The organism is Pseudomonas sp. GM50, from assembly GCF_000282375.1.
In the GTDB taxonomy this organism is placed as follows: Bacteria; Pseudomonadota; Gammaproteobacteria; order Pseudomonadales; family Pseudomonadaceae; genus Aquipseudomonas.
Genome location: NZ_AKJK01000059.1, coordinates 36,905 through 62,467 on the forward strand (window position 1 = coordinate 36,905; position 25,563 = coordinate 62,467).

The following is a 25,563-nucleotide window of genomic DNA, read 5'->3' on the forward strand; positions in this document are numbered from 1 at the left end:
TGAGGGGGGGTGAATGAAAGAGTTTGTATTGGATATTGCTGGTAAGGAGCTTGCTGAGGTTCTTAGTGTTACTCCTCTAGATCCTTTAGCGAAGCATCTATTTTTTTTTGAGATGACACGTGTTTTAGGATATTGGTCTACTTATAATTCAGGTTTGTCTAAAGAGGCGCAATTGCCTGGACCGATTTTTACAATGATTGGGTGGGGGTGGAATTTAGCAGCTGAATATTATTTCTCAAAGCTGTCCAGGCCCGGTTTTCCGATGTTTGAAAGTACTAGTAAAACAAGGGCGGATGCCTTGGCGGTCTTGCACAAATTTGGAAGGTGTGTGCTCCTTCGGCGTGTAGCTGATATGTTGGGTTCGGGAATGTTAGAAGGAGAGGTTGTTGATGGAAGATATGTGTTTAGAAGGGTGGGTGTATCTGATGCGCAAGTTGTAGATAATCTAGAGTATGAATTTCTTAATGAGCTTAATTTGAGTTTGGAGGGGAAGCTCGGTGGGTTCTATAATGGATGGAATCTCACGGAGTTTCCTGATGTTGATATTCTGCCGAAAGAACTTGGGGCATTCCATGGCAAGGTCGTTATGCCTGAGTTGAAGGCAATGCGATCAGAGAATATAAGGGAGTTAATGTCTCCACTAGTGAGACCCTGGGACTCTGGTTTTGGAGTGATGATGGCCTATGATGCGATTCCGGAAACAGACGCTCATTTTTTTTCTGTTGCATTAGAAATGGTTATAGCGTGGCGCGATGAGGCTGGAATACATCCTGCTGTTAAACTAGATATTGGGGCTGGATACGAGTTAAGTGTTGTTGTTGCGGCTGTCCTCAGTTTGCATTTGAAGCACTTAAGTTTTCTGGGGATTTCAGTAGAAAAATATCCGGAAATATTACTGGAGCAAAGTTTAACTATATGGAAGTCAAGGAGTGAGCTGATAGAAACCGTTGAGATTTTGTCCCGGCTTGACGGGAATGTTGTGGCTAGAGTGGTCGATGGTATTACGTTTTTTCCTGAGGATATTGGCTGTCTTAAAGGTAACACAACACCTTTTTCACCTCTGCTTATTGGGTTGGGGAATGAGCAGATAATAATGCCTGTTTGGTGTGTTAACAGTAACCCTTTTGCATCGCTAATAAAGTTGTTTCAATGGCGAAACTCTAGAGTTGAGAATTCTTTGGCTAAGTATCGCGAAAATTGGCAGAGGTCAAATCTTTACTATATTTTTGGCGGTAATAGGTATGAGCTTGTCAAGGGGAATGTAAATTTACGAATCGATGGTGTGTTTTTGACTGATGTTGACGGAGCTATATTTGATTCAGTGACCGGGGAATTGGCTTTGTTTCAATTGAAATGGCAGGATTACTTTACGAATGATGTTAAAAGTCTAAGAAGCAAAACTAGTAATCTTGCTAAGGAGTTGGAAGGATGGGGGCATAAAGTTTCGAGCTGGATAGATCGATTTGGGAGCGAAGGGGTTGCTAAAAGTTTGCGATTGAAACTGAAAGGGGGGCAAGGTATTACAGGGATTTACTTGTTTGCGATTTCTCAGTCGGTCGCGCGTACTGGTGCTTACGGATTTAAAATGAGAGATAGTCGTGTTGCGGTAGCGACTTGGCCACAATTTGTGAGGTTGAGAACTGAGGTTGGGCCGGCTTGTAATGTTTTTAGTGAGCTTCACTCTCGTATTAAAGAGGAGGTTGAAGTAATCTACCCATCTGTCGCCATACCCTATACTTCGAAATTTTCTTCTGTAGAAATAAGTTTTGAAGATGTCTGGCGTGGATACTAATTTAATTATTATGATTTTCTTTGTCAGGGGTATTCGCGCGGCGGTATCACTCGTTCTCAATTCTTACACCGACTTGGTATGCAAAACATCTAACTGTGGCTAAGGAACTTGCTCATGCTGGGCAGCGAAGCAGCCCAGCATTCTGATTCATTGAAAAATCAGCTGCTTGAAAACTCAAACAGCGGATTTAGAAACAATTAGAATCCACTTAGCAATCGTGAAGCCCTACGCCACCAGGATTCCCGCCGATTGAATGGATCGTGCGTCAGCAAGCAAGGCATATCCCGCAATCGAATCCACTGCTCATCCTGCCAGTGCAACATGCTGAGCGACATCTGCGGCCAATTCAGAACGCTCAACGTCGGACGTTCGACCGAACGCAACGGGCGGGCATCACGCAACGCAGGCACAACCTGATGCGTTAGCCACTCGCGAAGCTGTCGGTATTCGGGGCAGTAATGATAGACGAGAAGCGCATACACACCGGACTCACTTACCATCAAGCGTTCTTTGGCTTCGCCGTAGGTTTGTACGCACATCATCTGCCGCTGATCGGCGTCGAGTTTGCTCAACATGCGCCCATCAAGATATTTGCCCATCAAACGACCCAGTTCATGGGCGCAGAGCCAAGCTTGATTCTCCACCAGAAGCGCGTGGAGGTGAGTTTTGTTGCGGGTAAACCGAGTCGGTAAAAATGGCTCAGACATGATGTGCCTCCCGAATCGGAAGCGCGGGACACGATCTGCGGCTACGGCGATTCACCTTCAGCGTGAAGGTTGCGTACTTAGGCATTTCCTTTACCTCTGGCTGCTTTCTTAGGGCATTCGTTATGGGTGTCGGGAGCTAAGAAACCCACCAGAGACGGGCCGGACATATTCCCCTTTCGGGTCTTGTATTCGCCCACTCCCGACATAACGGGGATTTTCTCGCAGGCGTAGAGGAACCGCAGACGAAAAAAAGCCGCATGACTGTCGGGTGCGGAGGGCCGCTCTGGTTTAGGCGTTTCTTAGGCGCCGAAGTAAGAGCCTAGAGGGTCAATACCTGGCGGTCAACCCTTCAAAATTATTCATCATTTTTCCGTCGAGAAGGTGTAGGGCTTAATCACTCAAGCCGAATGTTTTCTGGATTTCATTGCGTAGGAGTTCTCTGTTTTTGGTGTGGCATTCCCAAATGATTACTACATTCCATCCTTCCGCGAGTAGCGCGTGCTGTACATTAAGGTCCCGCTCGGCGTTCTTCGCCAGTTTTGGCAGCCAGAAATCGAGCCTGCTCTTGGGCGTGTATGCAAACTTGCAGTCTGGATGTCGATGCCAAAAGCAGCCGTGGACGAACATGCACAACCGGTGTTTCGGGAAAACCAAGTCAGGTTTGCCCGGCAGATCCTTCCTATGCAAACGGTAGCGAAGCCCCAACTCATGACACACCGATCTCACGAGCATTTCAGGCTTCGTGTTTTTGCCCTTGATCATCGACATAATCTTGGAGCGGTGTTCTGGGGAAACTATGTCTGCACTCAACGCATGCGTCCTGGCTTGTCAATCAACTCGACTTTTTTGGATACTGCTTCACTCGATTTTAGCTTTTTCTCTGCCGAAACTCGCTCGCACCACTGTCCATCGCGAACGAGATCACTGTGCAATTTACCCTTGGGGATGTTCCCGGGTACCATCCCACGGCGCCAGGCTGGAAGCAGAAATACGCTGGTCGCTGAAAGCGGTACAGGACTGTACAGTGGCATATCTCGTGGCCTGCTTATCCGTAGTTTGGCTCAGAAAAGAAGTCGGTTGCTTTTGAATTAGGTAGTAGAACTTATTGATAGTGCAACTCGATTATTCCGTTCGCTGGGGGTGAGAAATCAGCCAACCTGACTTTTGTCCAAGTGTCCGCTCGCTTGGCCACTTCTGAAATTTGTTGACCAGGGGCAACCCTATTGAACTCGGCGTTCACGACCACGGCCCAGTCCCAAAGCAGTTCGCGCAGACCGCCGGAAATCCCTTGCCTCATCCAGATCTGATCAAAGTCGAGTCTGTCGCCAAGTCTATCCGCCACTACGGAAACGACATAGGTGGCGATGTTCACCCATCCTTGGCGGAAGACCTCCTTTGCCTCCTTCGTCTTGATCATGCTCTCGATCGCCTTGAAGAGAATAACCTTGGCAATCATTGCACGATACCAAGGAGCATCGAGTGGGTTGGGAACTACTCCCGGAACCTTGTCTAGCTCTTCCATGAACAAGACAAAATTCTTCTCACCACCCCTTGCCACGACATCCGGCTTGCTGCGCCACGCTTCGTGATACTTTGCGATGTCGTTCTTGGTCAGCTTGCGCTTCGGCGGAACCATCTCCTGCAGCTTTCGACGCTTTGCTGGGGTATTTCCGTCTCTCAGCAGCATGACATTGTAGGCACCTGCGGCTCGTTCGTAGAACCACCGCGTGGCACCATCAGGGCACCAAGTCTCGTTTGCTAGCTTCTCAAGCTGAACATGGAACGGCCGGTTCGCGGACAGGTCGGACATCTTCACAGCGTTCTGGCTGTTCGCATAGCGCGAGACGTTGCAGATCAGTCGCTCGCGCGCTTCATCTTGCGATCCCTTGAGGATGATAATTTTTGCCGGGACCATGACGTGGCTCAGGTCGATGGACCTATCATCGCGCGATGCGAAGTAGATGGACGAAGTCGTCTGTCCACCATTGACGATCTGGAGTCCCTTCAGGAAAGAGAGCCCCAGACTACCGTCATCGGCGCGCTCAAATGCCGCTTCGTCACAGACAAGGACGAGGCCGTTGTTGAAGGCAAGAAAGTGCTCCGGCTCCTTGCGGAGCGTTTCGACAATACCTTTGTTCACAGCCTTCTTGTTGCCAAGGAAAGTTCGCACGTTGGCTTCCAGCAACCGAGATCCGAAGCGTAAGTAAAGGTCACGAATGAGCTGACCCGGAATTGCAGTCAGCGCATACTCGTAGTCGGCATCCGGATCAGGGACATGGACGCAGGGAAGTGGTCGCCCGATTGACTGGACAAAGCTTAGGGCCAGTTCGTCCCGAGGTTTTCCATCGGTGTGACGGAACAGTCTTTCCAAGTCCATGGACTCGACGGCCACCATCTTGTCATGGACCTCCTTGTTGGAAAATCGCTTAGTCTTAGTCTTTCCGTCGGTGATAACGAACACCCGAAGTCGGTCAATGTCACTCCAGCGGGATCGAATGGTCGCGACTAGGTCTCGGACCGAATGGGTTGGATCAATTTTTGCGTCGAGGTTTCCGCTCGCCGCGCGAAACAGAAAGCGAACTCCTTCACTGGCGGTGGCTGTTGCATCCGAGTCTGCAAGATCTTGAAGTTGCTCAGTTCCAAAGTAATGACTGACAAACAGGTCGAGGGCAGTTTCATCAGCGCTGAGGGCATAGCCAGTGATACGCAGCTTCGCGTTGCCGACCTTTCCGTTCCAGTGGCAGACCACGGACTCTTCGCAAATCCCTGTCTCAGCAAGATGCTCCATGACCTTTTCAGCAAAGACGAGCTCCTCCGAAGGGAATGGCCCTTCACCTGCCTGAACTCGCTCTGCAATCGTCGTATACAGGTCGGAGCGGAAGTTGCGGTGAAATTCTTCGAGGCTCATTTCAATCCAGTCCAAATTCGTTAATCAGCTCCGAGAGTCCGATGGTGGGGACTTCGAGGGCGTCAAGGTCGAGCACATAGGCCGCCGAGCGGATGGCCGCTGGCAGCGCGGCACGAGTGAGGCGTGGCATGTCACCTTCCGCGTGGATCGCTCTCGCGTCCTTCAATGTCAGCGTGCGGCCATAGAGCGCTGCATGCTCGTCGAGGTATCCCATCACCATGAGCAACGCCTCGAATCCGCGTCGCACTCCGGCCAGTTTGAACCTTTCGCGGAGTTCGGACACGAGACCGGCGAGCGAGGCCCCATCAGTGTTTTCCTCAAAGCGAAAGGCGCAGAGGAAGATGGGTGCCCTGTCACTATCCAGCTGCTCGATACTGTTAATCCGAGCAAGGAAACTGCCGGTTCGAACAGTGCTCTTTACCTCTATCGCGCCACCCCGAACATGAAAGTCCTGCGCCGCCCGCAAAGGTCCCTGCCAGCAGTCGAGAGCACCCGATCCGAGGGGAGTGTTTGCAAGCAGATTGAGCAACCACAGTTCACCGAACAGGCCGATCTGCGCATCAGACGAAAGTGGGCGGTGCGTTCGAGCCATAAATGCCTGCCACTCCCTGACCCGTTCAAGGAAGGCATCCATCACGTCGCGGCTCGCGTTCTCGGCTGCAGCCTCCAGCGTCCTCAAGATATCAACAACCATGATGGCGAAGATATCCGGTGACCCTTCAGGCCGCCTCACCAGAGCGATGGCCGTCTTTCCGGCGAACACAAGCTGACCTTCTATGTTGGATACGTCGAACCCCTTGCCTTCGGGCAGCCGTGCCGGATTGACCGACCATGATCCGGGAAAGGAGACGATCAGCGCTTCACGACCTAAGGGAAAGTGACATCCCGCCTCGACCGAGAGAACGCCAATTCTCGTGAGGTGGACGAATCGCCAGTCTTCCCCTGCTTCCTGGCGCGCGAGCGCTCGCCACGCACGTGCGAGCCCCTCTTCAGTCCACCCACTCATTGAGACCTCCCCATAGTACGCTGTTGGCGATATACCTCGAATTGGAAACCCTTCTCTCGGAAGTGCTTGACGGAAAACTGATTGACCAAGCGACGATGGGATCGGCATCCTTCAGCTCATCGACGCCAGCACCCTCTGGATCCAGCAAATAGAGCATCAGCAGGCCGCGTTCCCGGCGAGGCGGGATGCCTGCTTCGGCGACGCCTTCTCCGAGAACCCGACGGATTTGGGGTCCTCTTGGTTCTGACGGAGGCTCCTTGCCTTCGTTGCGATCAGTGTCGTTGCGCCAGGCTTTCTGGCTGAGCTCTAGCGCAGCCTTCCATTCCGCTTCCGTCAGATCAATGGCCTGATCTCGAGGCGATATCAGGGTCTTAATCGAGTATCGATCCTCATGTTCGGTCGTTCGCTTCCGCTGCAGCATGTTGACCGAACAACCACCTACCGTGCGGTCTTTGTCGTCGGGGCCGCTGTCCTTTCCGATCAGCGCGACCGTCCAGCTTGTGAGCTCACGCCCCTTGTTCATCTCCTCGATGAAGTCAGCGATCAACGGACTCATAATCCGGAAGCTAGCCGGGTGCGTTCTATAGTCCCGAAGGAACGAGATTATGCTCAGAGCTGGCACATCGCGCCAAAGGTGACCGTTCCAATTCTGGCCATCCGGCACGAAGAACTGGTGGTTCAGGTCCTTTGATGGACCGAGTTCGGCGATGAAGCGATTAGTAGCCTTGAAGTTCGCAGTGATGTCGTCCTTGCGATTGGGAAAGACGATGGTCTGCAGCAGATCGCCGGAGTAGGTCAACTGCATCGCGCGAGCGTTCCTCATCTTGGCCCGCGACGTCACCGTGAGGACAGAGTGCGATTTCACGCGCAACCCGAACTGTTTGGGCGTAGCTCCGGCCGCAAACATGTTGTCGAACTCTTGGCGCAACTCTTCGGCGGCATCCGCGATGTGGCCGAACCACTCCACCATTTCCTGCGACGTGTAGAGGCGGCAGACATCGAGGTAACCGTCGCGGTAGCCAAACCAGCGCCCCATCTGCATGAGCGTGTCGTACATGCGTGCAGTTCGCAGAAAGTAGCTCGTGCAGAGACCTTCGAGCGTTAGACCGCGGGCAAGCTTGTCACCGCCGATGGCAATCACCTTGAGGCCGGTGACATCGTTCTCAGCATAATCGAGCGCGTCCTTGGCACTGCCGTTGATCTCGCGCACGCGTATGTCGGACAGCACATTGGGGAGGACGGCACGAATGTCCGCCCACGAGAAGTCCTCCAACGCTTCGCCTTCGACGAGCGCAGAGCGGATCCCCTGCATGCCCGGTAGGAAAGTCTCTTCATATTCCTTGCGCATGAACGCCTCGAGCTCCGCAAGCTCGATGCCGCGGGTATAGCGGCCCTTCAGATTCCGCACGTACGTCGCAACTTGGTTAACGACGGCATTCTGTACCGAAGTGAAGCGGGTAACGTGGATGAGCATCGAGGAATGCTTGCTGCCCTGTCCGCGCAGCTTCCTCACGGAACAGGCATAGACAAAGGAACGGATCGCTTCTGCGAGTGAATCTGGCACACGGTCCTCTCCCTGGCACCGCGGTCGGTATCCGTTCTTGTGCCGTTGCGGCATCCACGTCTGGAACTCGTTGTCCGACAGGGGGCGCACCATGGGTAGATCTTCAGGCGTGCTGGAAGCCGATCCGAAGACACGGCCAGGCCCGACATAGTTCGATGGTGCCGCAAGACTGGTGATGAAGGCTGCTGGGAATAGGTCTGGTCCGTGCTCCTGTGTCTCCCCGCGGTCATGAATGAAGATGTTTGCGAAGGGCGTCGCCGTATAGCCGACATAAGCCTTCCTCGAGAAGTGGTGGAGGATCGAGCGGATCAACCTGTTGATGGTCTTGGGTTTATGTTCGAGATCCGGGGCGCCGAACTCATCCACGATGTCTTCGCCCGTGTCGACCGATCCATGATCGGACTCGTCGTCGATCACTAGGAGAGGCAGGTTGGTGACGAGCTTGCTACCGGTTTCAGGGTCAACGTGGTTGGCGACACGGTTGCGGATCCAGTGCAGCAGGAGCTCGAGTACTGTCTTGTTCTTTTTGACCACGAACAGCCATGGCCGCTGTTCCGGGCTGATGTTCATCCTCGACGCAGCAACCGTGTTGAAGTCGCCATTGTCGTTTCGATTGGTTGCAGCGTTGGGACGGACAGACAAGTCCTTATCGATCAATCCCACCCCGACCGCAGGGAGCTCTTCAGCGTCAGCGATGGTGGCAAAACCCAAGAACCCCTCGTCGAGGCGGATCTGTGTCTGGGCTCTCAGATTGTTGTGCAGGCCGGCCAGCACGATAATGATCTTGTAACCTGCGTCGGCGGCCTTGCAGATCAATCCGGTGTAGTTGCCGGTCTTTCCCGACTGAACGTGGCCCACGACCATCCCGCGACGATCCCATGCGCCTTCCCGGGTCGGGTCCTCGAGTTGCGACAGAACTTCATCCGTAGCAAGGTCGAGGGCATCGAGGGCCGTCCAAGGGATGCGTGCTTCCATGTACTCGGAGTAACGCTGCCAGTAGGTCCAGTTCTTCTTCCTTTCCGCCTCGAGCCAAACGACATGGTCCTCACCGCTCGAAAGAGTAGCGTTCTTACCCACCGTACGGCTTGATCGGCGGATCAGTTCATCGACGAGCGCGTCGCGATCGACGAGGGCAAAGTCGTCCTCCATCATGATCGCTAGCTTGGTCAGCTCCTTTTCGATCATTTCCGGAGTGACAGGGCTCTGAGCGCGCTCTTCGGCGAGGCGGAGCATGTTCTGCGCCATGGATAGAATTGAATCGAAAGCTTTCAGGTTCGAATTCGTCATTGCGTATCTTTCACTCCAAGGGCTGCAACCAGTTCGAGGTGCCGGTCGAATGGGGGCGTGCGACCAAGCCGTTCGCGCGCCTCGGTCGGGTTGAGTCCGCGAAACTTCACCAGCGCTTCGAATATTGAGGACAACGTTTCCATCACTTCATTGTTAGGTGCTCCGGCGAAACCTGTTCTCGGAGTTTCCTTGTCTTCCGCCGTATCAAGCCAGATGCGCTGAACGGGAACAGTCTCCTCGATGAGCCTTAGTAGAGCGAGAATATCGGGCTTGAGCGCACCGGCGCGATTCAGGATCGAGGCGACTAGGTCATGGTCACGCGCGATTCGGTAGGATGTCCCTTGTGCCGAGCGGCGCACCTGCCAGGCCTCTGCTACGGCGTTCGAGCGCGCGCCCGACACCTGCGCAATGTGCCCCCTGTGGGCAAAAACCCGCCTCGCTGTGTCGCGTGTTTCCGATGCCAGACGGTTAAGCTGAGATCGAAGTCGTACCGGCGGGCTGGCCGCCGACTTCAGGACATTGATCTTCCAATCGGCGTCCGCGCTGTTCGGTATGTCGAGGCGGATGCGGGCAAGCCTGTGGGCTTCATCGCGTGTCCATGGCTTGCCTCCATCTCCGAGGCCAAGCCAGCCCCCAGCGAGAAGGAGACGCTTGTTGCGGTAGACGTAGAAGCCCTCCTGCTGCGTCCATCCTCCGGGCCCGGCTGCGGCTTCCTGTTCGGTGGGCTTGAGCATGTCGCGATGAGGAAGGACGTGGCATTGAACCGTCACACCTGTGGTGTGGAGGATGCGATACTCAGGGCTTTCGAACGCCTTGCCGGGATGTCCCATCAGGTATGGGTCCCACGGCTTAACCCCTCTGCCGTTCAGAAGGAGGCGAAGCGTTGGCTGATAGCCGTCGAGGAGACGATGAAAGGTCATCGCAAGATGCGCTTCAACGCGATCCGCGAGCTCGATCATGTCTGTGGCGCCGAATCCATCGGTCACGATGCGGTCGAGCTTCTCCCAGAGGACAACCGTGCCGTGTTCCATCTGTTCGAGTGGCGCAAACAGCTGCTCCGATCCCGAAGCTGGCCCTTCGAAGATTGGCCATTCGGGGCCCGACTCCTGACCGATGAGATCTAGGTCCCAGTGCAGGCACACGACAGGTCCACCGTTCTGCCGACTGGCGACGGTCAGTCGCCGCGCCTGCGAGAAACTCGCGGTCTTCAGACCCAGCCCGAAGCGCCCGAGGTCACTGGCAGCGCGTTCAGCCCTCGGATCGCGCGCACCGAACCGCATACCGGCCTCCAGACTAGCATCGTCCATGCCGTCGCCGTTATCAACGATCCTTACCCAGCTCTCCGGACCGGCCCATTCGAGATGAACGGCGACCTCGCTCGAATTCGCCGCGATGGAATTGTCGATGAGATCGGCAAGTGCAGTAGGTAGCGAGTAGCCCAGCCCGCGAAGTGACTCGAGCATCGAACCAGCATAAGGAGGTGCATTTCTAACTCCCACGCTATTCAATCCCCATTAATTCTTTCAAGCGGGCCTTGCGTGCTGGAAGAGAAAGACGTTGAAGCGCCTTAGTTTCGATCTGTCGAATGCGTTCGCGTGTCAAATCGTAGTACTTGCCAATTTCTTCGAGGGTCATTTCTTCGTCGCATCCTATTCCGAAGCGCATTTTAATCACAGCCGCTTCACGCGAATCCAACTCAGCCAATGCATCCACTACAATCCTCACAGTTTCTGCATTGTCGAAGATATCTTCATGTTCCTGGGCAGGTAAGAGCTCATCCCAATCCTCGATGCTTTCGGGATATTCAGCATTACGGGGTATTCTGCGAAACTCTCGCACTTGATCAGTTGTCCACCCTAGCTCAGTGGCAAGTTCATTGTCCGAAACAGCGCTGTCAGAGCGAGCGTCGAGCTTGTCTAGCACGCGATCAAGCATCGTCAAGTTGTGATACCGATGCGCAGGTACACGGACCGATGCACTTTCATCTGCACGCCATCTCGTTAGCGCCTGTTGCATCCAGAAGGTGCAATAGATAACGAACCTATCCCCACGCGCTGAGTCAAAACGCCTCGTCGATCGCTGCAGCCCCGTGAATACCACTTGGAAAACATCCTCCGGGTCTTCGCCTTCCTCCACGTTCCTTGCCGCAAAACGCCTCGCAAAGGGAAGATGCTCACGGATAAGACGCGCAGTGGCAGCCTCATAGACCGAAATCAGTTTGTCTAGCTGAATGGAGTGCCCGATGCTCCCCATATTTTGCTCTAGGGAACGGACCAAATCCTTGTGGAACGCCAGAGAGATATCGAGCGCATCGAGCGCATCAAGCGCTTCTCTTCGCCGCTTACCTTCCATCCTGCGACCATTGGCCTGCCAAGACTTAAGGGTTTCCACGGCGGCCATGACTTCGGCCGTCTCAGTGTGGTTCAAGCGCGAGGGAATGATGATCCTCAGCGAGACAGAATCGGGAGCTCGGTACCCGTCGCGGATGCTGTCGAAGACATCGACGATCGTTCCGACGGCGGCTTCGGAGGCGAGAATCCCTAGCTGAAGCTCCTGTTTTGCCCTCGCTATTGGCCCCAGCAGCTGCTGTTCGTAGGACTTGTCCATGCTGAATTTTTGCGTCCCTGGCAGCCTCGTTTCACGCGTAAGGGCTGCCTCAATCGCTTCGGCTAGCTCGCCGGACGATATGTCTGAAATGTCCGATCTGGCGTCCCATAGCACAACATCATGCTCGTCAGAATGATCGAAAAGATCGAAGCCAGCAGCTTCTAAGTTGCGCTGGAGATTAATGCGTAGCTCTTCGAAATCACCATTGCCCTCACAATGGGCGACCAGCCGGTCGACATCATCGAAAGAGCACCATCCCTTCATCAGGGTTTCCTTCGCCCAGGTGGTGCATATCTCCGGATTAATCGACAGCCGCGTGCCTGTCTGGAGGACAGCGCGTTTAACCGATTTTCGGCCGCGGTTACGGACCTTCAGGAAGTCATTCTCTGCGCCGTGATCGGCGGCTACTGCAACGTTAGTGCTGATACCATCACCGGCAATCTGTGCAGTTGACAGGTCGAGATCCCAATCCACCTCCTTGCCATCCCAAACCACAGGTTCCGAACTGAGGATCGCAACGAATGACCCCGAAGCCGATTCGCTATTGGATCGGGCGAAGAACTCTTGTGGTTCTATCGCGGACTCGAAATTGAGCAGGTCATCTAGTTCGCTATTAGTGTTCTCCAACTTCGCTTCTTGATGCGCCGTGCCTAGGCAGATTTCGGACATGGCTATCTCATTCTGAGTCGCCACTACCGCCGTTTCATCCTCCGCTTCATAGGTAGCCTGAAATGCTTCCGTTATCGTCGCAACGCCCGGAGTGGACTCACTTGGCAGTGACAAACTGTCATCAGATATCCTGCTCTCATTTACTTGGCCGAAAGCGTCTAGAGCCTCTCTTAGTAGAGCAATGCATTCAGGACATCCACCCTTCTCTGCGTAGACTATGACTCCCCGGCCCTCGGAGTCGAGCAGCTCTGGGTTTGCTCCAGCAACCAAAAGCAGCCGCACAATGCCCTTCTTCCTTCGTGCGGAAGCAAGCATCAGGGGGGTGGCACCTCCACTGTCCCGGGCATCTAGATCGTCACCCCGCGCAACATGGAGTTTGACAGCGACCTCTACGCCAGCAATCACCGCCATACGGAGCAAAGGGTTCAGTTTCACCACAGTGCTACCCACATGCCCCATGCGTCTGCATCATGAAGCGCTTCCGCAGCAATGACCTGAGAAATAAGCTTACTGCATGCTTTTGTTTTCACGGGCGATTCCTTGTCCATGTTACAGCTCTCTTAGGCATGCAAATCATGACCACCCTCAAGGCTGACATTAAGATGTCCTTGTCGGCCAGTGAGCAATGTGGAGTGAAACCTAACGAAATCACTTACATTGATATGTCGCCAAGAGCTTTGTAGTGGCAATCTGTTCACAATATCGACTTGTCATAAGCACGTAAAGGAAGAGCGGCGCCGCTGTTGGATCCGACAGTAATAACTGACCATGGCTCACTCGGGGCAAAGCGGGTCGGTCGTGGCTTGGCATAATGAGGTTAGTGCCGTCGTACCGAGGCTGGAAAGGCGCCGGCGTTGCGAACATGAAGCCCAATCGCTGCAGGTGATCAGCGTGAAGCGGGTTTACCAAGTGATGAGCGGCCACCACAGACTTTTCAAGTATTTGATCTGTGAGTACGGCCAGCGCGATATTCCACCTATCGCGAAATAGGGAGGCATGAACAGAAACCCTGAGTGGGCGAAGCATCCAGAGTGTCGAGAGGCTATGTTCTCTCGACCAGCTATTCCTGAGACGCACTGACCCCCCCATTACCCAGATAGAAAGTTCAAAACTATGGGCGCTGGGTACGTAGGTCGCGAATTCATTGGCGGAGGCAGGCAGAAAACTTGCCGTCGTTGCGGATGCCTGCCCCCGATACTATCTGGCGCCGATTGCGTTGCTCGATAGTCAGTCCGGTTCGATCAAATGCCAAGTGACGCTTGGCGGTTTTTCCCTGAACGATAGGAGTCGATGATCTCAGCGACAACGGCTGCGATTTTTCTAGCAAGAAGCGGCGGGACGGCGTTTCCAATTTGTGTGTACTGCTGTGTTCTATTCCCCTCGAAGAAGTAATTGTCAGGGAAAGTCTGCAGTCGTGCGGCTTCGCGAACAGTCAAACTGCGGCACTGACTTGGATCCGGGTGAATGTAGTAATGGCCATCTTTAGCTATGTGGGCGACGACAGTGGTAGACGGGCCATCTTCCATTTGAACTCTGAAACGATCACTAAAGGGGACGGAGTCGGAAGAAACGTTTTCATGAGCTGGGAGGAGCTGAGCAGGAAATTGATGTATTTTTGGCGAGGTGCCATTCAACTTTGCGTAGCTTGCTGCAAAGATATATCTATGCAGGTCAGAGCGCATATGGCTCCTGGCCTCATGCTGTAGTACCCCTTTCAGTCTTGGGTCGAGGAACCACTCACGTTGCTTGGTATTCATTTCTGGAACTACTTTCCAAGGTATGAACCCACCTCCACTAGATTTCAGCCTCTGTGCGTCTTCAGCAGCACTTTTCATAGCATCTATTAAATCTCCCCGGCCAGTTTCATAGGATCGAAAAAGCATAGAACTGGCCTCCTCCAAAGCTGAAAGCCAGGCTTCGGGAGAATCTCCTCCCCTTGAAATTTTGCTCCGTATTGGAGGGAGTCCTGATAAAGCCTGCCCAACTGTGAAAACCGTTTTGCTGCGTTCCATTACGAGCTTGTGCGGACGCTCCAATAGAGCAGGACAGTTCGAGGCAACGTCAGAGCGAACCCCAAGCAGGATAACCCTGTGTCGAGCCTGCGGAAGACCGTGACGTTCTGCTTGAATGACAAAGTCATGTGGATCTGGTTTCTCCACATCTTTAGGGACGACCAAGGAGCGGATGTTGTACGAAAGATCGCCACCAGGATTCGAGAGGTCCCCGAGAATTTGCTGGAAGATGTTCGAGCCGCTGTGCTTCGAGGACAATATGCCTTTCACATTCTCCATGACGAAGATAGTAGGTTTGAACTCGCGAATAATCCTCAGATATTCTTTGTAGAGGAAGTGTTTCTCATCGCTTTCAAACTTCTCTTGGCTCTCGCGTGTCCGACGGGCTCGGCCTGCTACAGAGTATGCTTGGCACGGTGGACCGCCTATAAGAACCCATTCATCTGCGCCAATCAGAGCTTCCCTGATCCAGTTGTCAACCTCGTCTGGCGAAATTTTGCCAAGCTCTGCAAGCTTAGCTTCTTTCGAGGCCTCCACGGCTTCCGCCGGGATATCCGGATGTTTGAAAAGTTCGTCCCGAGTAATTTCGCCCCGGACGTATTGGTAGTAAGCGTCTGGCGCTTCACCTTTAGGAAAAGCGCGAAACAATGCGCGGAGAGATAAAGTCGCGTGAGCGAGAGGGTCTTTCTCGATCGAGACACGTAGCTGGAACTTACGTACTCCCTTCTCAGGGCCGCCGATTGAAGAGAATCCCTCCCCTAGTCCGCCCGGGCCGGCAAAGAGGTCGATGACCGGGATAGAATCCTTATATTTCATTGATTTAGTCGATGCGCCTAAGACGAAAGTAGAAAAAGCGCACTGTCGCGCTCAGGTGATTGCGGCCCAGAAGCGGCAGGCCCGTTGCTCGATAAATGGTAACGGTTCACTAGGTACCGGGCAAGAAATGAACTTTAAGTAGAGGTGCCGAGTTCCACCGAATTTAGGTATGCGGCAAGGCTTTCGGTCCACTTCATTTTTTTAGCAAATGCCTCAACGGTCGGGCTGTCATAATGGTTGGAGTTTTGACTGGCCGTTGAGGCGGAAACTGCTGTAAGTGTTGTAGGAATTTTCTAAGTGAGGAGGGAGTGAACATCCACGACCGAATAAAAAGCCCCGATCAGATCGAGGCTTTCAGTTTTTCGATTTTTCGATGTATGACACCATCGTCAAATCGCGGAGAAACTAGGAAATCAATCCCAGCTCAACGCCCCACCAGTCTGATACTCAATAACTCTCGTCTCAAAGAAATTCTTCTCTTTCTTCAAGTCCATAATCTCGCTCATCCAAGGGAACGGGTTAGTCGTCCCTGGATACTCTTCTTTCAAACCAATCTGCGACAGACGACGGTTCGCGATGAACTTGAGGTAATCCTCCATCATCGCCGCATTCATACCCAACACCCCACGAGGCATGGTATCCCGTGCGTATTCAATCTCCAGCTGAGTCCCCTGCAGGATCATCTGGCTCGCTTCTTCCTTCATTTCAGCATCCCACAAATGCGGGTTTTCGATTTTGATCTGGTTGATCACGTCGATGCCGAAGTTCAGGTGCATGGATTCGTCGCGCAGGATGTATTGGAACTGCTCGGCGACGCCGGTCATTTTGTTGCGGCGGCCCATGGAGAGGATTTGGGTGAAGCCGCAGTAGAAGAAGATGCCTTCCAGAACGCAGTAGTAGGCGATCAGGTTGCGCAGCAACTCTTTGTCGGTTTCGACGGTGCCGGTTTCGAACTTCGGATCGGAGATCGAACGGGTGTATTTCAGGCCCCAGGTGGCTTTTTTCGCGACCGATGGGATCTCGTGGTACATGTTGAAGATCTCGCCTTCATCCATGGCCAACGATTCGATGCAGTACTGGTAGGCGTGGGTGTGGATCGCCTCTTCGAAGGCCTGGCGCAGGATGTACTGGCGGCATTCCGGGTTGGTGATCAGGCGGTACACGGCCAGGACCAGGTTGTTGGCAACCAGGGAGTCGGCGGTGGAGAAGAAGCCGAGGTTGCGCATGACGATGCGGCGCTCGTCGTCGGTCAGGCCTTCCGGGTCTTTCCAGAGGGCGATGTCGGCAGTCATGTTGACTTCTTGCGGCATCCAGTGGTTTGCGCAACCGTCCAGGTACTTCTGCCAGGCCCAGTCGTACTTGAACGGTACGAGTTGGTTGAGGTCGGCACGGCAGTTGATCATGCGCTTTTCGTCGACAGCAACGCGGGCGGAGGCGCCTTCGAGTTCGGCGAGGCCTTCGGCGACGTCGAGGGTGTCCAGGGCAGCTTTGGCACGGGCGATTGCGGCAGAGTCAGTCGCGGTAACAGCGCGAGCTTCTTGAGCGGCGACACCACCAGCGGTGTCGAGTCGGTCCATGTTGGCTTCAGTCGCGTGGCCGGCGTTGGCGCCTTTTACCACGGTCTCGCCGCTGTCTTCTTTGTCGAATTCGTCCCAGCTCAGCATGACGTGTCGTCTCCTGCGTGAGGGCCAGATTGCCCGTGTGAAAACTGATAGGTTGGTTTTTCACACAGCCGTTTCTGGCCGCGTTGGATCTAAAGGAAATCGTTTTTTGCAGCAGTACAACGCAGGCAATAAACAGAATTTTGTACGGGTGTTCTGAGGCCACTGACGGGCGCAGAAAGTGTGAACAGCTTCTGCGTGGGCTTCAGACTGGCGTGTTCCCCTGTAAGGGAATATTGCAGGCCCGATTTACGCCGCATTATAGGGAAATTTTTGGCCGCGTGGTGCGACGAAATGGCACTGAGAAGGGGAGGCAGGAGGCGTTTTTAGGCCGGAGTGAGGGTTTACAGGGCTTTGGCTGCTATCAGGGGTGCAGATTTTTTTTTCATAAATTTTAGCGCTCGATTATTTTTGTTCAAAAAACAATCAAAAACTGCCTTTTTCACTACATGTTGTGTTTTGAGTCGGTTTTCGGTAGCTCCAGACACAACTAAGCCCGACCAGTGTCGGGCTGTGAAGTCGTTCTCATTTATTAGCTGAGACGAGCCGCGCCAACGTGATCTGCACCATCCGCAGCGACCTTGGCTGCACCGGTGTGATCGAAGCCATCCGCAGCGACTTTGGCGGCACCAGTGTGATCAAAACCGTCAGAAGCGAGTTTGCCTGCACCAACGTGATCAGCACCATCGGCAGCGAAGGAGGCCGAGCCGGTATGGTCGTAACCATCAGAAGCGACAGCCGCTTCAGTGGTGAAAGCAGCCGAGCCAGTGCGGTCGTAGCCATCGGCGGCGAAGGTGTTAGCGGCCAGGACGGAAAGGGTCAGGGCGAGGATCAGTTTGGTTTTCATGGTAGTGGCTCCAGGTTCGTTGGCGTTTTGTGCCTTGGGTGTGGAATTCAGACTACGCCAGTTAAATTGATTAAAAAGCGCAAATATACGCTTAAATAAATCGTATAAATCGATATATAAGGTTCGGCGCTTCATCTGCCTTAATTGCGGGCGGGTGGGTCGAACCTTGGGAGGGGGAGAGCGGGTGATCAGCCGTTAGAGCAGCCGTTACCCATGACGCTGTAGCGCAGAATGTGTCGCTGACCTTTGGAGTCGTCGTATTCCATTTTGGCTGGAACCACTTCGCAGACATTCGGGATTTCGCTCATCGATATGACTTTGGCGATGTCCAGGTGGGTGGAGTAGGTGTATTCCTCAATGGCGGGTTGTTGCTGTGCGGCATCAGTCGGGACGTCATCCGCCATGGCGGTTGCGCACAGACTGCTGAGGACCAGAACCCATAAAGCTTTCATTTCAAATTTACCTTTCTGAGGTCGAATGGGGTCACGCAATCTTTTTGGGATTGCGTGTGGAGCTTTGATAAAAGAGTCTTGGATTAACTGCCTTCGTGGGGGCTGCAACTGGGTTAATCACGTTGCCTTGTTGGCGAGACCGATTTTAGGCCTGGGGGTGGCGTGCATATAGCCGTGCTTTTGATAAACACCTTTGGCAAATTCGGTAACAATCCCCGAATACGCTGTACGCCCCCTGTAGATAACCGGGGTTGAGCGCCTTGTTGCGGTATAGCCACATTTTGTAGGGGCTTGTTACTACCATCGTCGAATGGTTCTATAGGCCCCGCCCGGCTACAACTGGGGGCATACAAAAACAACTATTCCACCGAGGTAAGAAAGATGAGTGCGGCTTCTTTGTATCCCGTTCGTCCCGAGGTAGCAGCCAACACGCTGACTGACGAGGCCACCTATAAGGCCATGTACCAGCAGTCGGTCGTCAACCCGGACGGCTTCTGGCGCGAACAAGCCAAGCGCCTCGACTGGATCAAGCCTTTCACCACGGTGAAGCAGACGTCCTTCGACGATCACCATGTCGACATCAAGTGGTTCGCCGACGGCACGCTGAACGTTTCCTACAACTGCCTCGACCGTCATCTGGCCGAGCGCGGCGATCAAATCGCGATTATTTGGGAAGGGGATGACCCTGCCGAAAGTCGCAACATCACCTACCGCGAGCTGCACGAACAAGTCTGCAAGTTCGCCAACGCCCTGCGCGGCCAGGATGTGCACCGCGGCGACGTGGTGACTATCTATATGCCGATGATCCCCGAAGCCGTGGTCGCCATGCTGGCCTGCACCCGGATCGGCGCGATTCACTCGGTGGTGTTCGGTGGTTTCTCGCCGGAAGCCCTGGCCGGTCGGATCATCGATTGCCGCTCGAAAGTGGTGATCACTGCCGACGAAGGCATTCGTGCCGGCAAGAAGATCCCGCTCAAGTCCAACGTCGACGACGCGCTGACCAACCCGGAAACCAGCAGCATTCAGAAAGTCATCGTGTGCAAGCGCACCGGTGGCAACATCAAGTGGAACCAGCATCGCGACATCTGGTACGAAGACCTGATGAAAGTGGCAGGCAGTGTCTGCGCGCCGAAAGAGATGGGTGCTGAAGAAGCGCTGTTCATCCTTTATACCTCCGGCTCCACCGGCAAGCCGAAGGGCGTGCAGCACACCACCGGCGGTTACCTGCTGTATGCGGCGATGACCCACGAGCGCGTGTTCGACTACCGTCCGGGCGAAATCTACTGGTGCACCGCCGACGTCGGCTGGGTCACCGGCCACACCTATATCGTCTATGGTCCGTTGGCCAATGGCGCGACCACGCTGCTGTTCGAAGGCGTGCCGAACTATCCGGACATCACCCGGGTGGCGAAGATCGTCGACAAGCACAAGGTCAACATCCTCTACACCGCACCTACCGCGATCCGCGCGATGATGGCGTCGGGCACCGCCGCTGTAGAAGGCGCCGATGGCAGCAGCCTGCGTCTGTTGGGTTCGGTCGGTGAGCCGATTAACCCGGAAGCGTGGGATTGGTACTACAAGAACGTCGGCCAATCCCGTTGCCCGATCGTCGATACCTGGTGGCAGACCGAAACAGGCGGCAACATGATGAGCCCGCTGCCGGGCGCTCACGGTCTGAAACCGGGCTCTGCGGCACGGCCGTTCTTCGGCGTGGTGCCGGCGCTGGTGGATAACCTGGGCAACATCATCGAAGGCGTTGCCGAGGGTAACCTGGTGATTCTCGACTCGTGGCCAGGCCAGGCGCGCACGCTGTATGGCGACCATGACCGCTTCGTCGATACCTACTTCAAGACGTTCCGTGGCATGTACTTCACCGGTGACGGTGCGCGTCGTGATGCCGATGGTTACTACTGGATCACCGGTCGCGTGGATGACGTACTCAACGTTTCCGGGCACCGCATGGGCACCGCCGAGATCGAAAGCGCGATGGTCGCTCACCCGAAAGTCGCCGAGGCGGCGGTGGTCGGTGTGCCGCACGACATCAAGGGGCAGGGCATTTATGTCTACGTCACGTTGATCGGTGGCGAAGAGCCAAGCGAGCAGCTGCGTCTGGAGCTGAAAAACTGGGTGCGTAAAGAGATCGGCCCGATTGCTTCACCGGATGTCATCCAGTGGGCGCCAGGGCTGCCGAAAACCCGTTCGGGCAAGATCATGCGCCGGATTCTGCGCAAGATTGCGACGGCGGAATACGATGGGTTGGGGGATATTTCGACCCTGGCCGATCCGGGTGTGGTGCAGCATTTGATTGATACGCACAAGACCATGAACGTCGCGTAAGCGCCGATTCCTGAGTCATCGAAGCCCTGTCAGGTGTTGAGCCTGGTGGGGCTTTTTGTTGCCTGATGATTTTGTGTTGTCTGCTCTGGCCTCTTCGCGAGCAGGCTCGCTCCCACAGGGATTTGTGGAGTGCATGAAATCTAAGTCATCCCCGAAAAACCTGTGGGAGCGAGCCTGCTCGCGAAAGCAATCTGTCCGACACCGCATAAACAACGTCCAATAATTATCGACTTGCGCCGTAGGCCCATTCCCACTGTTACCCATCACCCTTCAAGTAACTGAATGTGTAACCGCGCGCTCCGCTACGGGGCGATGGGAAACGCAAAGCCCCGTTTCAGGGCCTCTCAACCCGGCATGAAAAATAAGACACCACGCTGCGCTTGCCGGATTAGAAGGGTTTGCCAATAATAGGCCCGCAATTTGCAATATAGATCGGTTCACTGTCTTTTGCTCTTGCATGAAATTGCAAGGCTGTCAACGCGCTCAAGCGGCTTTCTCGGTGCATCTGTAATTTGTTGTCGCATTGAAGAAATATCGGCTTCGGGCCTGTCGTTAGAATGCCGATCACTCGCTCGTCGTTGCCTGCGTTGAAATCAGCGTACGGTTCCTAGGACGCAGCACCGCTTTACGGTTTAACCCATTCGCATATTGGGCTGTCGCTCACTCTGCCGTTTTTGCCCTTTACCGATGGAGTCCCAAGATGAAGAAACTTGTGCTGCTTGGCGCCCTGGCACTGTCCGTGCTGTCCCTGCCGACCTTCGCCGATGACAAGCCCGTAAAAATCGGTATCGAAGCAGCTTACCCTCCGTTCGCCTCCAAAGCGCCGGACGGCAGCATCGTGGGTTTCGACTACGACATCGGCAACGCCCTGTGCGAAGAGATGAAGGTCAAGTGCGTGTGGGTCGAGCAAGAGTTCGACGGCCTGATCCCGGCACTGAAAGTGCGCAAGATCGACGCGATCCTGTCGTCCATGTCGATCACCGAAGACCGCAAGAAGTCCGTGGACTTCACCAACAAGTACTACAACACCCCGGCTCGCCTGGTCATGAAGGCCGGCACTCAGGTCAGCGAAAATCTGGCTGAGTTGAAGGGCAAGAACATCGGCGTGCAACGTGGTTCGATCCACGAGCGTTTCGCCCGCGAAGTCCTGGCCCCGCTGGGTGCCGAGATCAAGCCTTACGGTTCGCAGAACGAAATCTACCTCGACGTGGCCGCTGGCCGCCTCGACGGCACCGTGGCAGACGCTACGCTGCTGGATGACGGCTTCCTGAAAACCGACGCCGGTAAAGGTTTCGCTTTCGTTGGCCCGGCCTTCACCGACGTCAAATACTTCGGCGACGGCGTGGGTATCGCGGTTCGCAAGGGCGACGCGCTGAAAGACAAGATCAACACCGCGATCGCGGCCATTCGCGAGAACGGCAAGTACAAGCAAATCCAGGACAAGTACTTCGCCTTCGATATCTACGGCAAGTAATCGTCCCCGCAACAAGTCCGAAATGGCGCAAGCAACAGGATCTCTGAGGTTTGCGCCATTTTTTCATCCCAACTTTCGAGGACCTGAATCATGTTGAAAGGCTACGGGGCTGTCATCCTCGATGGCGCATGGCTGACGCTTCAGCTCGCCTTGTCGTCCATGGTCTTGGCCATTGTTCTGGGTCTGATCGGCGTTGCGCTGCGTCTGTCCCCAATACGCTGGCTGGCCTGGCTGGGCGATCTGTATTCCACGGTGATCCGCGGTATTCCCGATCTGGTGCTGATCCTGCTGATTTTCTACGGCGGCCAGGACCTGCTCAACCGCGTCGCGCCGATGCTCGGCTATGACGATTACATCGACCTGAACCCGTTGGCCGCCGGTATTGGCACCCTGGGTTTCATCTTCGGTGCGTACCTGTCGGAAACTTTCCGTGGTGCCTTCATGGCAATCCCGAAGGGGCAGGCGGAAGCCGGCATGGCGTACGGCATGAGTAGTTTTCAGGTGTTCTTCCGGGTGTTGGTGCCGCAGATGATTCGTCTGGCGATTCCGGGTTTTACCAACAACTGGCTGGTACTGACCAAGGCGACTGCGCTGATTTCGGTGGTCGGTCTGCAAGACATGATGTTCAAGGCCAAGCAGGCGGCAGACGCTACCCGCGAGCCATTCACCTTCTTCCTCGCAGTGGCGGCGATGTACCTGGTGATTACCAGCGTCTCGTTGCTGGCATTGCGTCACCTTGAGAAGCGCTACTCGGTAGGCGTAAGGGCGGCTGATCTATGATCTTCGACTACAACGTCATTTGGGAGGCCTTGCCGCTGTACCTCGGCGGCCTGGTGACCACCCTCAAACTGCTCGCGCTGTCGCTGTTTTTCGGTCTGCTGGCGGCGTTGCCGCTGGGGCTGATGCGCGTCTCCAAGCAGCCGGTCGTCAACATGAGTGCCTGGCTGTTCACCTACGTGATTCGCGGCACGCCAATGCTGGTGCAGCTGTTTTTGATCTACTACGGTCTGGCGCAGTTCGAAGCGGTGCGTGAAAGCTTCCTCTGGCCATGGCTGTCCAGCGCCACGTTCTGTGCGTGCCTGGCCTTCGCCATCAACACCAGCGCCTACACCGCTGAAATCATCGCCGGCAGCCTGCGTGCCACGCCGAACGGCGAGATCGAAGCGGCCAAGGCCATGGGCATGTCGCGCTTCAAAATGTACAAGCGGATCCTGTTGCCGTCGGCCCTGCGCCGGGCACTGCCGCAGTACAGCAACGAAGTGATCATGATGCTGCAGACCACCAGTCTGGCGTCCATCGTGACCCTGATTGACATCACCGGTGCCGCGCGCACGGTCAACGCTCAGTTCTACTTGCCGTTCGAAGCCTACATCACCGCCGGCGTGTTCTACCTGTGCCTGACCTTCATTCTGGTGCGCCTGTTCAAGATGGCCGAGCACCGCTGGCTGGGCTATCTGGCCCCGCGGAAGCACTGATATGGAACGCATCGATCATGTATTGCCGTGGAGCCACCTGGGCAGCGAACGCCAGATTTCGGTGTTCCGCTTCGGTACTGGCGAGCGCAAAGCCTACATCCAGGCCAGCCTGCACGCCGATGAACTGCCGGGGATGCGTACCGCCTGGGAGCTGAAAAAGCGCCTGAGCGAACTCGAAGCCCAAGGCTTGCTCAATGGCGTGATCGAACTGGTGCCGGTGGCCAACCCACTGGGCCTCGGTCAACTGCTTCAGGGTAACCATCAGGGGCGTTTCGAGGCCGGCAGCGGCAAGAACTTCAACCGGGACTTCGTCGAACTGAGCGAGCCCGTGGCCGCTGAGCTGCAAGGGCACCTGGGTGACGATCCTCACGCCAATATCCGTTTGATCCGTGAAACCATGAGCGATGTGCTGGCTGCATTGCCACCGGCTGCCAGTCAGCTGCAAGGCATGCAGCGCATTTTGCTCAGCCATGCCTGCACCGCCGACGTGGTGCTGGATTTGCATTGTGATTGCGAAGCGGCGCTGCACATGTACGCCTTGCCGCAACACTGGCCGCATTGGCGTTCACTGGCTGCGCACTTGAACGTCAAGGTCGGTCTGCTGGCGGAAGATTCCGGCGGCAGCTCCTTTGATGAAGCGTGCTCGCTGCCATGGCTGCGTCTGTCGCGTCTGTTTCCGGACGCGCAGATTCCACTGGCGTGCCTGGCGACTACCATTGAATTGGGTGGTCAGTCGGATACCGGTCGCCCAGAGGCGGAGGCTTACGCCGAAGGCATTCTGGCGTTCCTCGCCGAACAAGGCTTGATTAGCGGTGAGTGGCCAAAACCTGCGCAAGACGCTTGCGAAGGCATGCCGTTCGAAGGCACCGAATTGCTGTTCGCGCCGCATCCGGGCGTGGTGAGTTTCCTGCGTAAACCCGGTGAGTGGGTTGAAGCGGGCGACGAGATTTTTGAAGTGATCGATCCGTTATCGGATCGGGTCAGCACGGTGTGTGCTGGTACGTCCGGGGTGCTGTTTGCCATTGAACGGCTGCGTTATGCCCAACCCGGTTTCTGGCTGGCCAAGGTGGCGGGGCGCGAAGCGCTGCGTCACGGGCGCTTGCTCAACGACTGACTGACTGTTTTTGTGAGAACCGACCGCATGTACAAACTTGAAGTCCAAGACCTGCATAAACGCTATGGCAGTCACGAAGTGCTCAAGGGCGTGTCCCTGAAAGCGGCGGCTGGCGATGTGATCAGCATCATCGGCTCCAGTGGCTCCGGCAAAAGTACTTTCCTGCGCTGCATCAACCTGCTCGAGCAGCCGCACGCGGGCAAGATTCTGCTCAACAACGAAGAGTTGAAACTGGTCGCCAACAAGGACGGCGCGCTGAAAGCCGCCGACCCGAAACAGCTGCAACGCATGCGTTCGCGCCTGTCGATGGTGTTCCAGCATTTCAATCTGTGGTCGCACATGACCGCGATGGAAAACATCATGGAAGCGCCGGTCCACGTGCTCGGCATGTCCAAGACCGAAGCCCGCGAGAAGGCCGAGCATTACCTGAACAAGGTCGGTGTCGCTCATCGCAAAGATGCTTACCCTGGCCATATGTCCGGTGGCGAGCAGCAGCGTGTGGCGATTGCCCGTGCGCTGGCGATGGAGCCTGAGGTGATGCTGTTCGACGAACCGACCTCGGCCCTCGACCCGGAATTGGTCGGTGACGTGCTGAAAGTCATGCAGGCCCTGGCACAGGAAGGCCGGACGATGGTGGTGGTAACGCACGAAATGGGCTTTGCCCGTGAAGTGTCGAACCAACTGGTTTTCCTGCACAAAGGCGTCGTCGAAGAAAGCGGCAACCCGCGCGAAGTGCTGGTCAATCCGCAGTCTGAACGTTTGCAGCAATTCCTGTCTGGCAGCTTGAAATAATCAGGACTGCCGTTGTGCACCGGGATAGTGCATGCTTCGCGAT

The 25,563-nt window shown here is 55.1% G+C and carries 18 protein-coding genes; 7 read left to right on the forward strand and 11 right to left on the reverse strand.

Annotated elements, in window-relative coordinates:
• Positions 1–13 precede the first annotated feature (13 nt).
• Complete coding sequence (locus PMI30_RS14825; protein WP_008009915.1) at positions 14–1,792, forward strand: hypothetical protein; 1,779 nt, start codon at positions 14–16, stop codon at positions 1,790–1,792.
• 197 nt (positions 1,793–1,989) lie between these two features.
• Here the strand turns inward: PMI30_RS14825 and PMI30_RS14820 are convergent, their stop codons facing one another.
• The 11 genes from PMI30_RS14820 to PMI30_RS14770 all read right to left on the reverse strand — a co-directional run bounded on the left by PMI30_RS14820 (position 1,990) and on the right by PMI30_RS14770 (position 18,328).
• Positions 1,990–2,499 (reverse strand): BRO-N domain-containing protein, encoded by a 510-nt coding sequence (locus PMI30_RS14820; protein WP_008009917.1) that lies wholly within the window; start codon positions 2,497–2,499, stop codon positions 1,990–1,992.
• A gap of 390 nt (positions 2,500–2,889) precedes the next feature.
• Positions 2,890–3,309 carry a very short patch repair endonuclease gene (locus PMI30_RS14815; protein WP_008009919.1) on the reverse strand — a complete coding sequence of 140 codons (420 nt, stop codon included), beginning with the start codon at positions 3,307–3,309 and terminating at the stop codon, positions 2,890–2,892.
• A 292-nt stretch (positions 3,310–3,601) separates the two neighbouring features.
• Positions 3,602–5,407, reverse strand: a complete 1,806-nt coding sequence (locus PMI30_RS14810; RefSeq protein ID WP_008009921.1) for an AIPR family protein — start codon at positions 5,405–5,407, stop codon at positions 3,602–3,604.
• Between the two features lies 1 nt (position 5,408).
• Positions 5,409–6,413 carry a PD-(D/E)XK motif protein gene (locus PMI30_RS14805; protein ID WP_008009923.1) on the reverse strand — a complete coding sequence of 335 codons (1,005 nt, stop codon included), beginning with the start codon at positions 6,411–6,413 and terminating at the stop codon, positions 5,409–5,411.
• The gene (locus PMI30_RS14800) at positions 6,397–9,264 is read right to left on the reverse strand and encodes a Z1 domain-containing protein (protein ID WP_008009925.1); all 2,868 of its coding nucleotides are present in this window, start codon (positions 9,262–9,264) and stop codon (positions 6,397–6,399) included. The genes PMI30_RS14805 and PMI30_RS14800 overlap by 17 nt, the downstream gene beginning before the upstream one ends.
• Positions 9,261–10,727: an ATP-binding protein gene (locus PMI30_RS14795; protein ID WP_008009927.1), complete on the reverse strand. Its 1,467-nt coding sequence runs from the start codon at positions 10,725–10,727 to the stop codon at positions 9,261–9,263. The genes PMI30_RS14800 and PMI30_RS14795 overlap by 4 nt, the downstream gene beginning before the upstream one ends.
• Before the next feature lie 37 nt (positions 10,728–10,764).
• Positions 10,765–12,999, reverse strand: a complete 2,235-nt coding sequence (locus PMI30_RS14790) for a sigma-70 family RNA polymerase sigma factor (RefSeq protein ID WP_008009929.1) — start codon at positions 12,997–12,999, stop codon at positions 10,765–10,767.
• A 782-nt stretch (positions 13,000–13,781) separates the two neighbouring features.
• Positions 13,782–15,368 (reverse strand): DNA cytosine methyltransferase, encoded by a 1,587-nt coding sequence (locus PMI30_RS14785; protein WP_008009934.1) that lies wholly within the window; start codon positions 15,366–15,368, stop codon positions 13,782–13,784.
• 413 nt (positions 15,369–15,781) lie between these two features.
• Positions 15,782–17,032, reverse strand: a complete 1,251-nt coding sequence (locus PMI30_RS14780; RefSeq protein ID WP_007905373.1) for a ribonucleotide-diphosphate reductase subunit beta — start codon at positions 17,030–17,032, stop codon at positions 15,782–15,784.
• Positions 17,033–17,561: 529 nt separating this feature from the next.
• A complete protein-coding gene (locus PMI30_RS14775; RefSeq protein WP_008009937.1) occupies positions 17,562–17,876 on the reverse strand; it encodes a hypothetical protein in 315 nt (104 codons plus the stop codon).
• Between the two features lie 188 nt (positions 17,877–18,064).
• Positions 18,065–18,328, reverse strand: coding sequence for a DUF2790 domain-containing protein (locus tag PMI30_RS14770; protein ID WP_008009938.1), 264 nt, complete (start codon positions 18,326–18,328; stop codon positions 18,065–18,067).
• 381 nt (positions 18,329–18,709) lie between these two features.
• Here PMI30_RS14770 and acs point away from each other — a divergent pair, with 381 nt between their 5' ends.
• From acs to PMI30_RS14740, 6 genes are all read left to right on the forward strand, one after another.
• Positions 18,710–20,665: an acetate--CoA ligase gene (acs, locus tag PMI30_RS14765; protein WP_008009941.1), complete on the forward strand. Its 1,956-nt coding sequence runs from the start codon at positions 18,710–18,712 to the stop codon at positions 20,663–20,665.
• 700 nt (positions 20,666–21,365) lie between these two features.
• Entirely contained in the window at positions 21,366–22,139 is a 774-nt protein-coding gene (locus tag PMI30_RS14760) for an ABC transporter substrate-binding protein (RefSeq protein WP_008009943.1), read from the forward strand.
• Positions 22,140–22,229: 90 nt separating this feature from the next.
• Entirely contained in the window at positions 22,230–22,919 is a 690-nt protein-coding gene (locus PMI30_RS14755; RefSeq protein WP_007904805.1) for an ABC transporter permease, read from the forward strand.
• Complete coding sequence (locus tag PMI30_RS14750; RefSeq protein ID WP_008009945.1) at positions 22,916–23,614, forward strand: ABC transporter permease; 699 nt, start codon at positions 22,916–22,918, stop codon at positions 23,612–23,614. The genes PMI30_RS14755 and PMI30_RS14750 overlap by 4 nt, the downstream gene beginning before the upstream one ends.
• Before the next feature lies 1 nt (position 23,615).
• Positions 23,616–24,728: a M14 family metallopeptidase gene (locus tag PMI30_RS14745; RefSeq protein ID WP_008009947.1), complete on the forward strand. Its 1,113-nt coding sequence runs from the start codon at positions 23,616–23,618 to the stop codon at positions 24,726–24,728.
• 27 nt (positions 24,729–24,755) lie between these two features.
• Positions 24,756–25,520, forward strand: a complete 765-nt coding sequence (locus PMI30_RS14740) for an ABC transporter ATP-binding protein (protein WP_007904680.1) — start codon at positions 24,756–24,758, stop codon at positions 25,518–25,520.
• Positions 25,521–25,563: the final 43 nt, after the last annotated feature.

Bases quoted from the DNA above. Each gene is read 5' to 3' on its own strand.
- PMI30_RS14740 (WP_007904680.1), top strand. From the start codon at position 24,756: ATGTACAAACTTGAAGTCCAAGACCTGCATAAACGCTATGGCAGTCAC.
- PMI30_RS14810 (WP_008009921.1), bottom strand. From the start codon at position 5,407: ATGAGCCTCGAAGAATTTCACCGCAACTTCCGCTCCGACCTGTATACG.
- PMI30_RS14770 (WP_008009938.1), bottom strand. From the start codon at position 18,328: ATGAAAGCTTTATGGGTTCTGGTCCTCAGCAGTCTGTGCGCAACCGCC.
- PMI30_RS14780 (WP_007905373.1), bottom strand. From the start codon at position 17,032: ATGCTGAGCTGGGACGAATTCGACAAAGAAGACAGCGGCGAGACCGTG.
- PMI30_RS14745 (WP_008009947.1), top strand. From the start codon at position 23,616: ATGGAACGCATCGATCATGTATTGCCGTGGAGCCACCTGGGCAGCGAA.
- PMI30_RS14805 (WP_008009923.1), bottom strand. From the start codon at position 6,413: ATGAGTGGGTGGACTGAAGAGGGGCTCGCACGTGCGTGGCGAGCGCTC.
- PMI30_RS14790 (WP_008009929.1), bottom strand. From the start codon at position 12,999: ATGGGGCATGTGGGTAGCACTGTGGTGAAACTGAACCCTTTGCTCCGT.
- PMI30_RS14800 (WP_008009925.1), bottom strand. From the start codon at position 9,264: ATGACGAATTCGAACCTGAAAGCTTTCGATTCAATTCTATCCATGGCG.
- PMI30_RS14755 (WP_007904805.1), top strand. From the start codon at position 22,230: ATGTTGAAAGGCTACGGGGCTGTCATCCTCGATGGCGCATGGCTGACG.
- acs (WP_008009941.1), top strand. From the start codon at position 18,710: ATGAGTGCGGCTTCTTTGTATCCCGTTCGTCCCGAGGTAGCAGCCAAC.
- PMI30_RS14760 (WP_008009943.1), top strand. From the start codon at position 21,366: ATGAAGAAACTTGTGCTGCTTGGCGCCCTGGCACTGTCCGTGCTGTCC.
- PMI30_RS14820 (WP_008009917.1), bottom strand. From the start codon at position 2,499: ATGTCTGAGCCATTTTTACCGACTCGGTTTACCCGCAACAAAACTCAC.
- PMI30_RS14825 (WP_008009915.1), top strand. From the start codon at position 14: ATGAAAGAGTTTGTATTGGATATTGCTGGTAAGGAGCTTGCTGAGGTT.
- PMI30_RS14795 (WP_008009927.1), bottom strand. From the start codon at position 10,727: ATGCTCGAGTCACTTCGCGGGCTGGGCTACTCGCTACCTACTGCACTT.
- PMI30_RS14775 (WP_008009937.1), bottom strand. From the start codon at position 17,876: ATGAAAACCAAACTGATCCTCGCCCTGACCCTTTCCGTCCTGGCCGCT.
- PMI30_RS14750 (WP_008009945.1), top strand. From the start codon at position 22,916: ATGATCTTCGACTACAACGTCATTTGGGAGGCCTTGCCGCTGTACCTC.
- PMI30_RS14785 (WP_008009934.1), bottom strand. From the start codon at position 15,368: ATGAAATATAAGGATTCTATCCCGGTCATCGACCTCTTTGCCGGCCCG.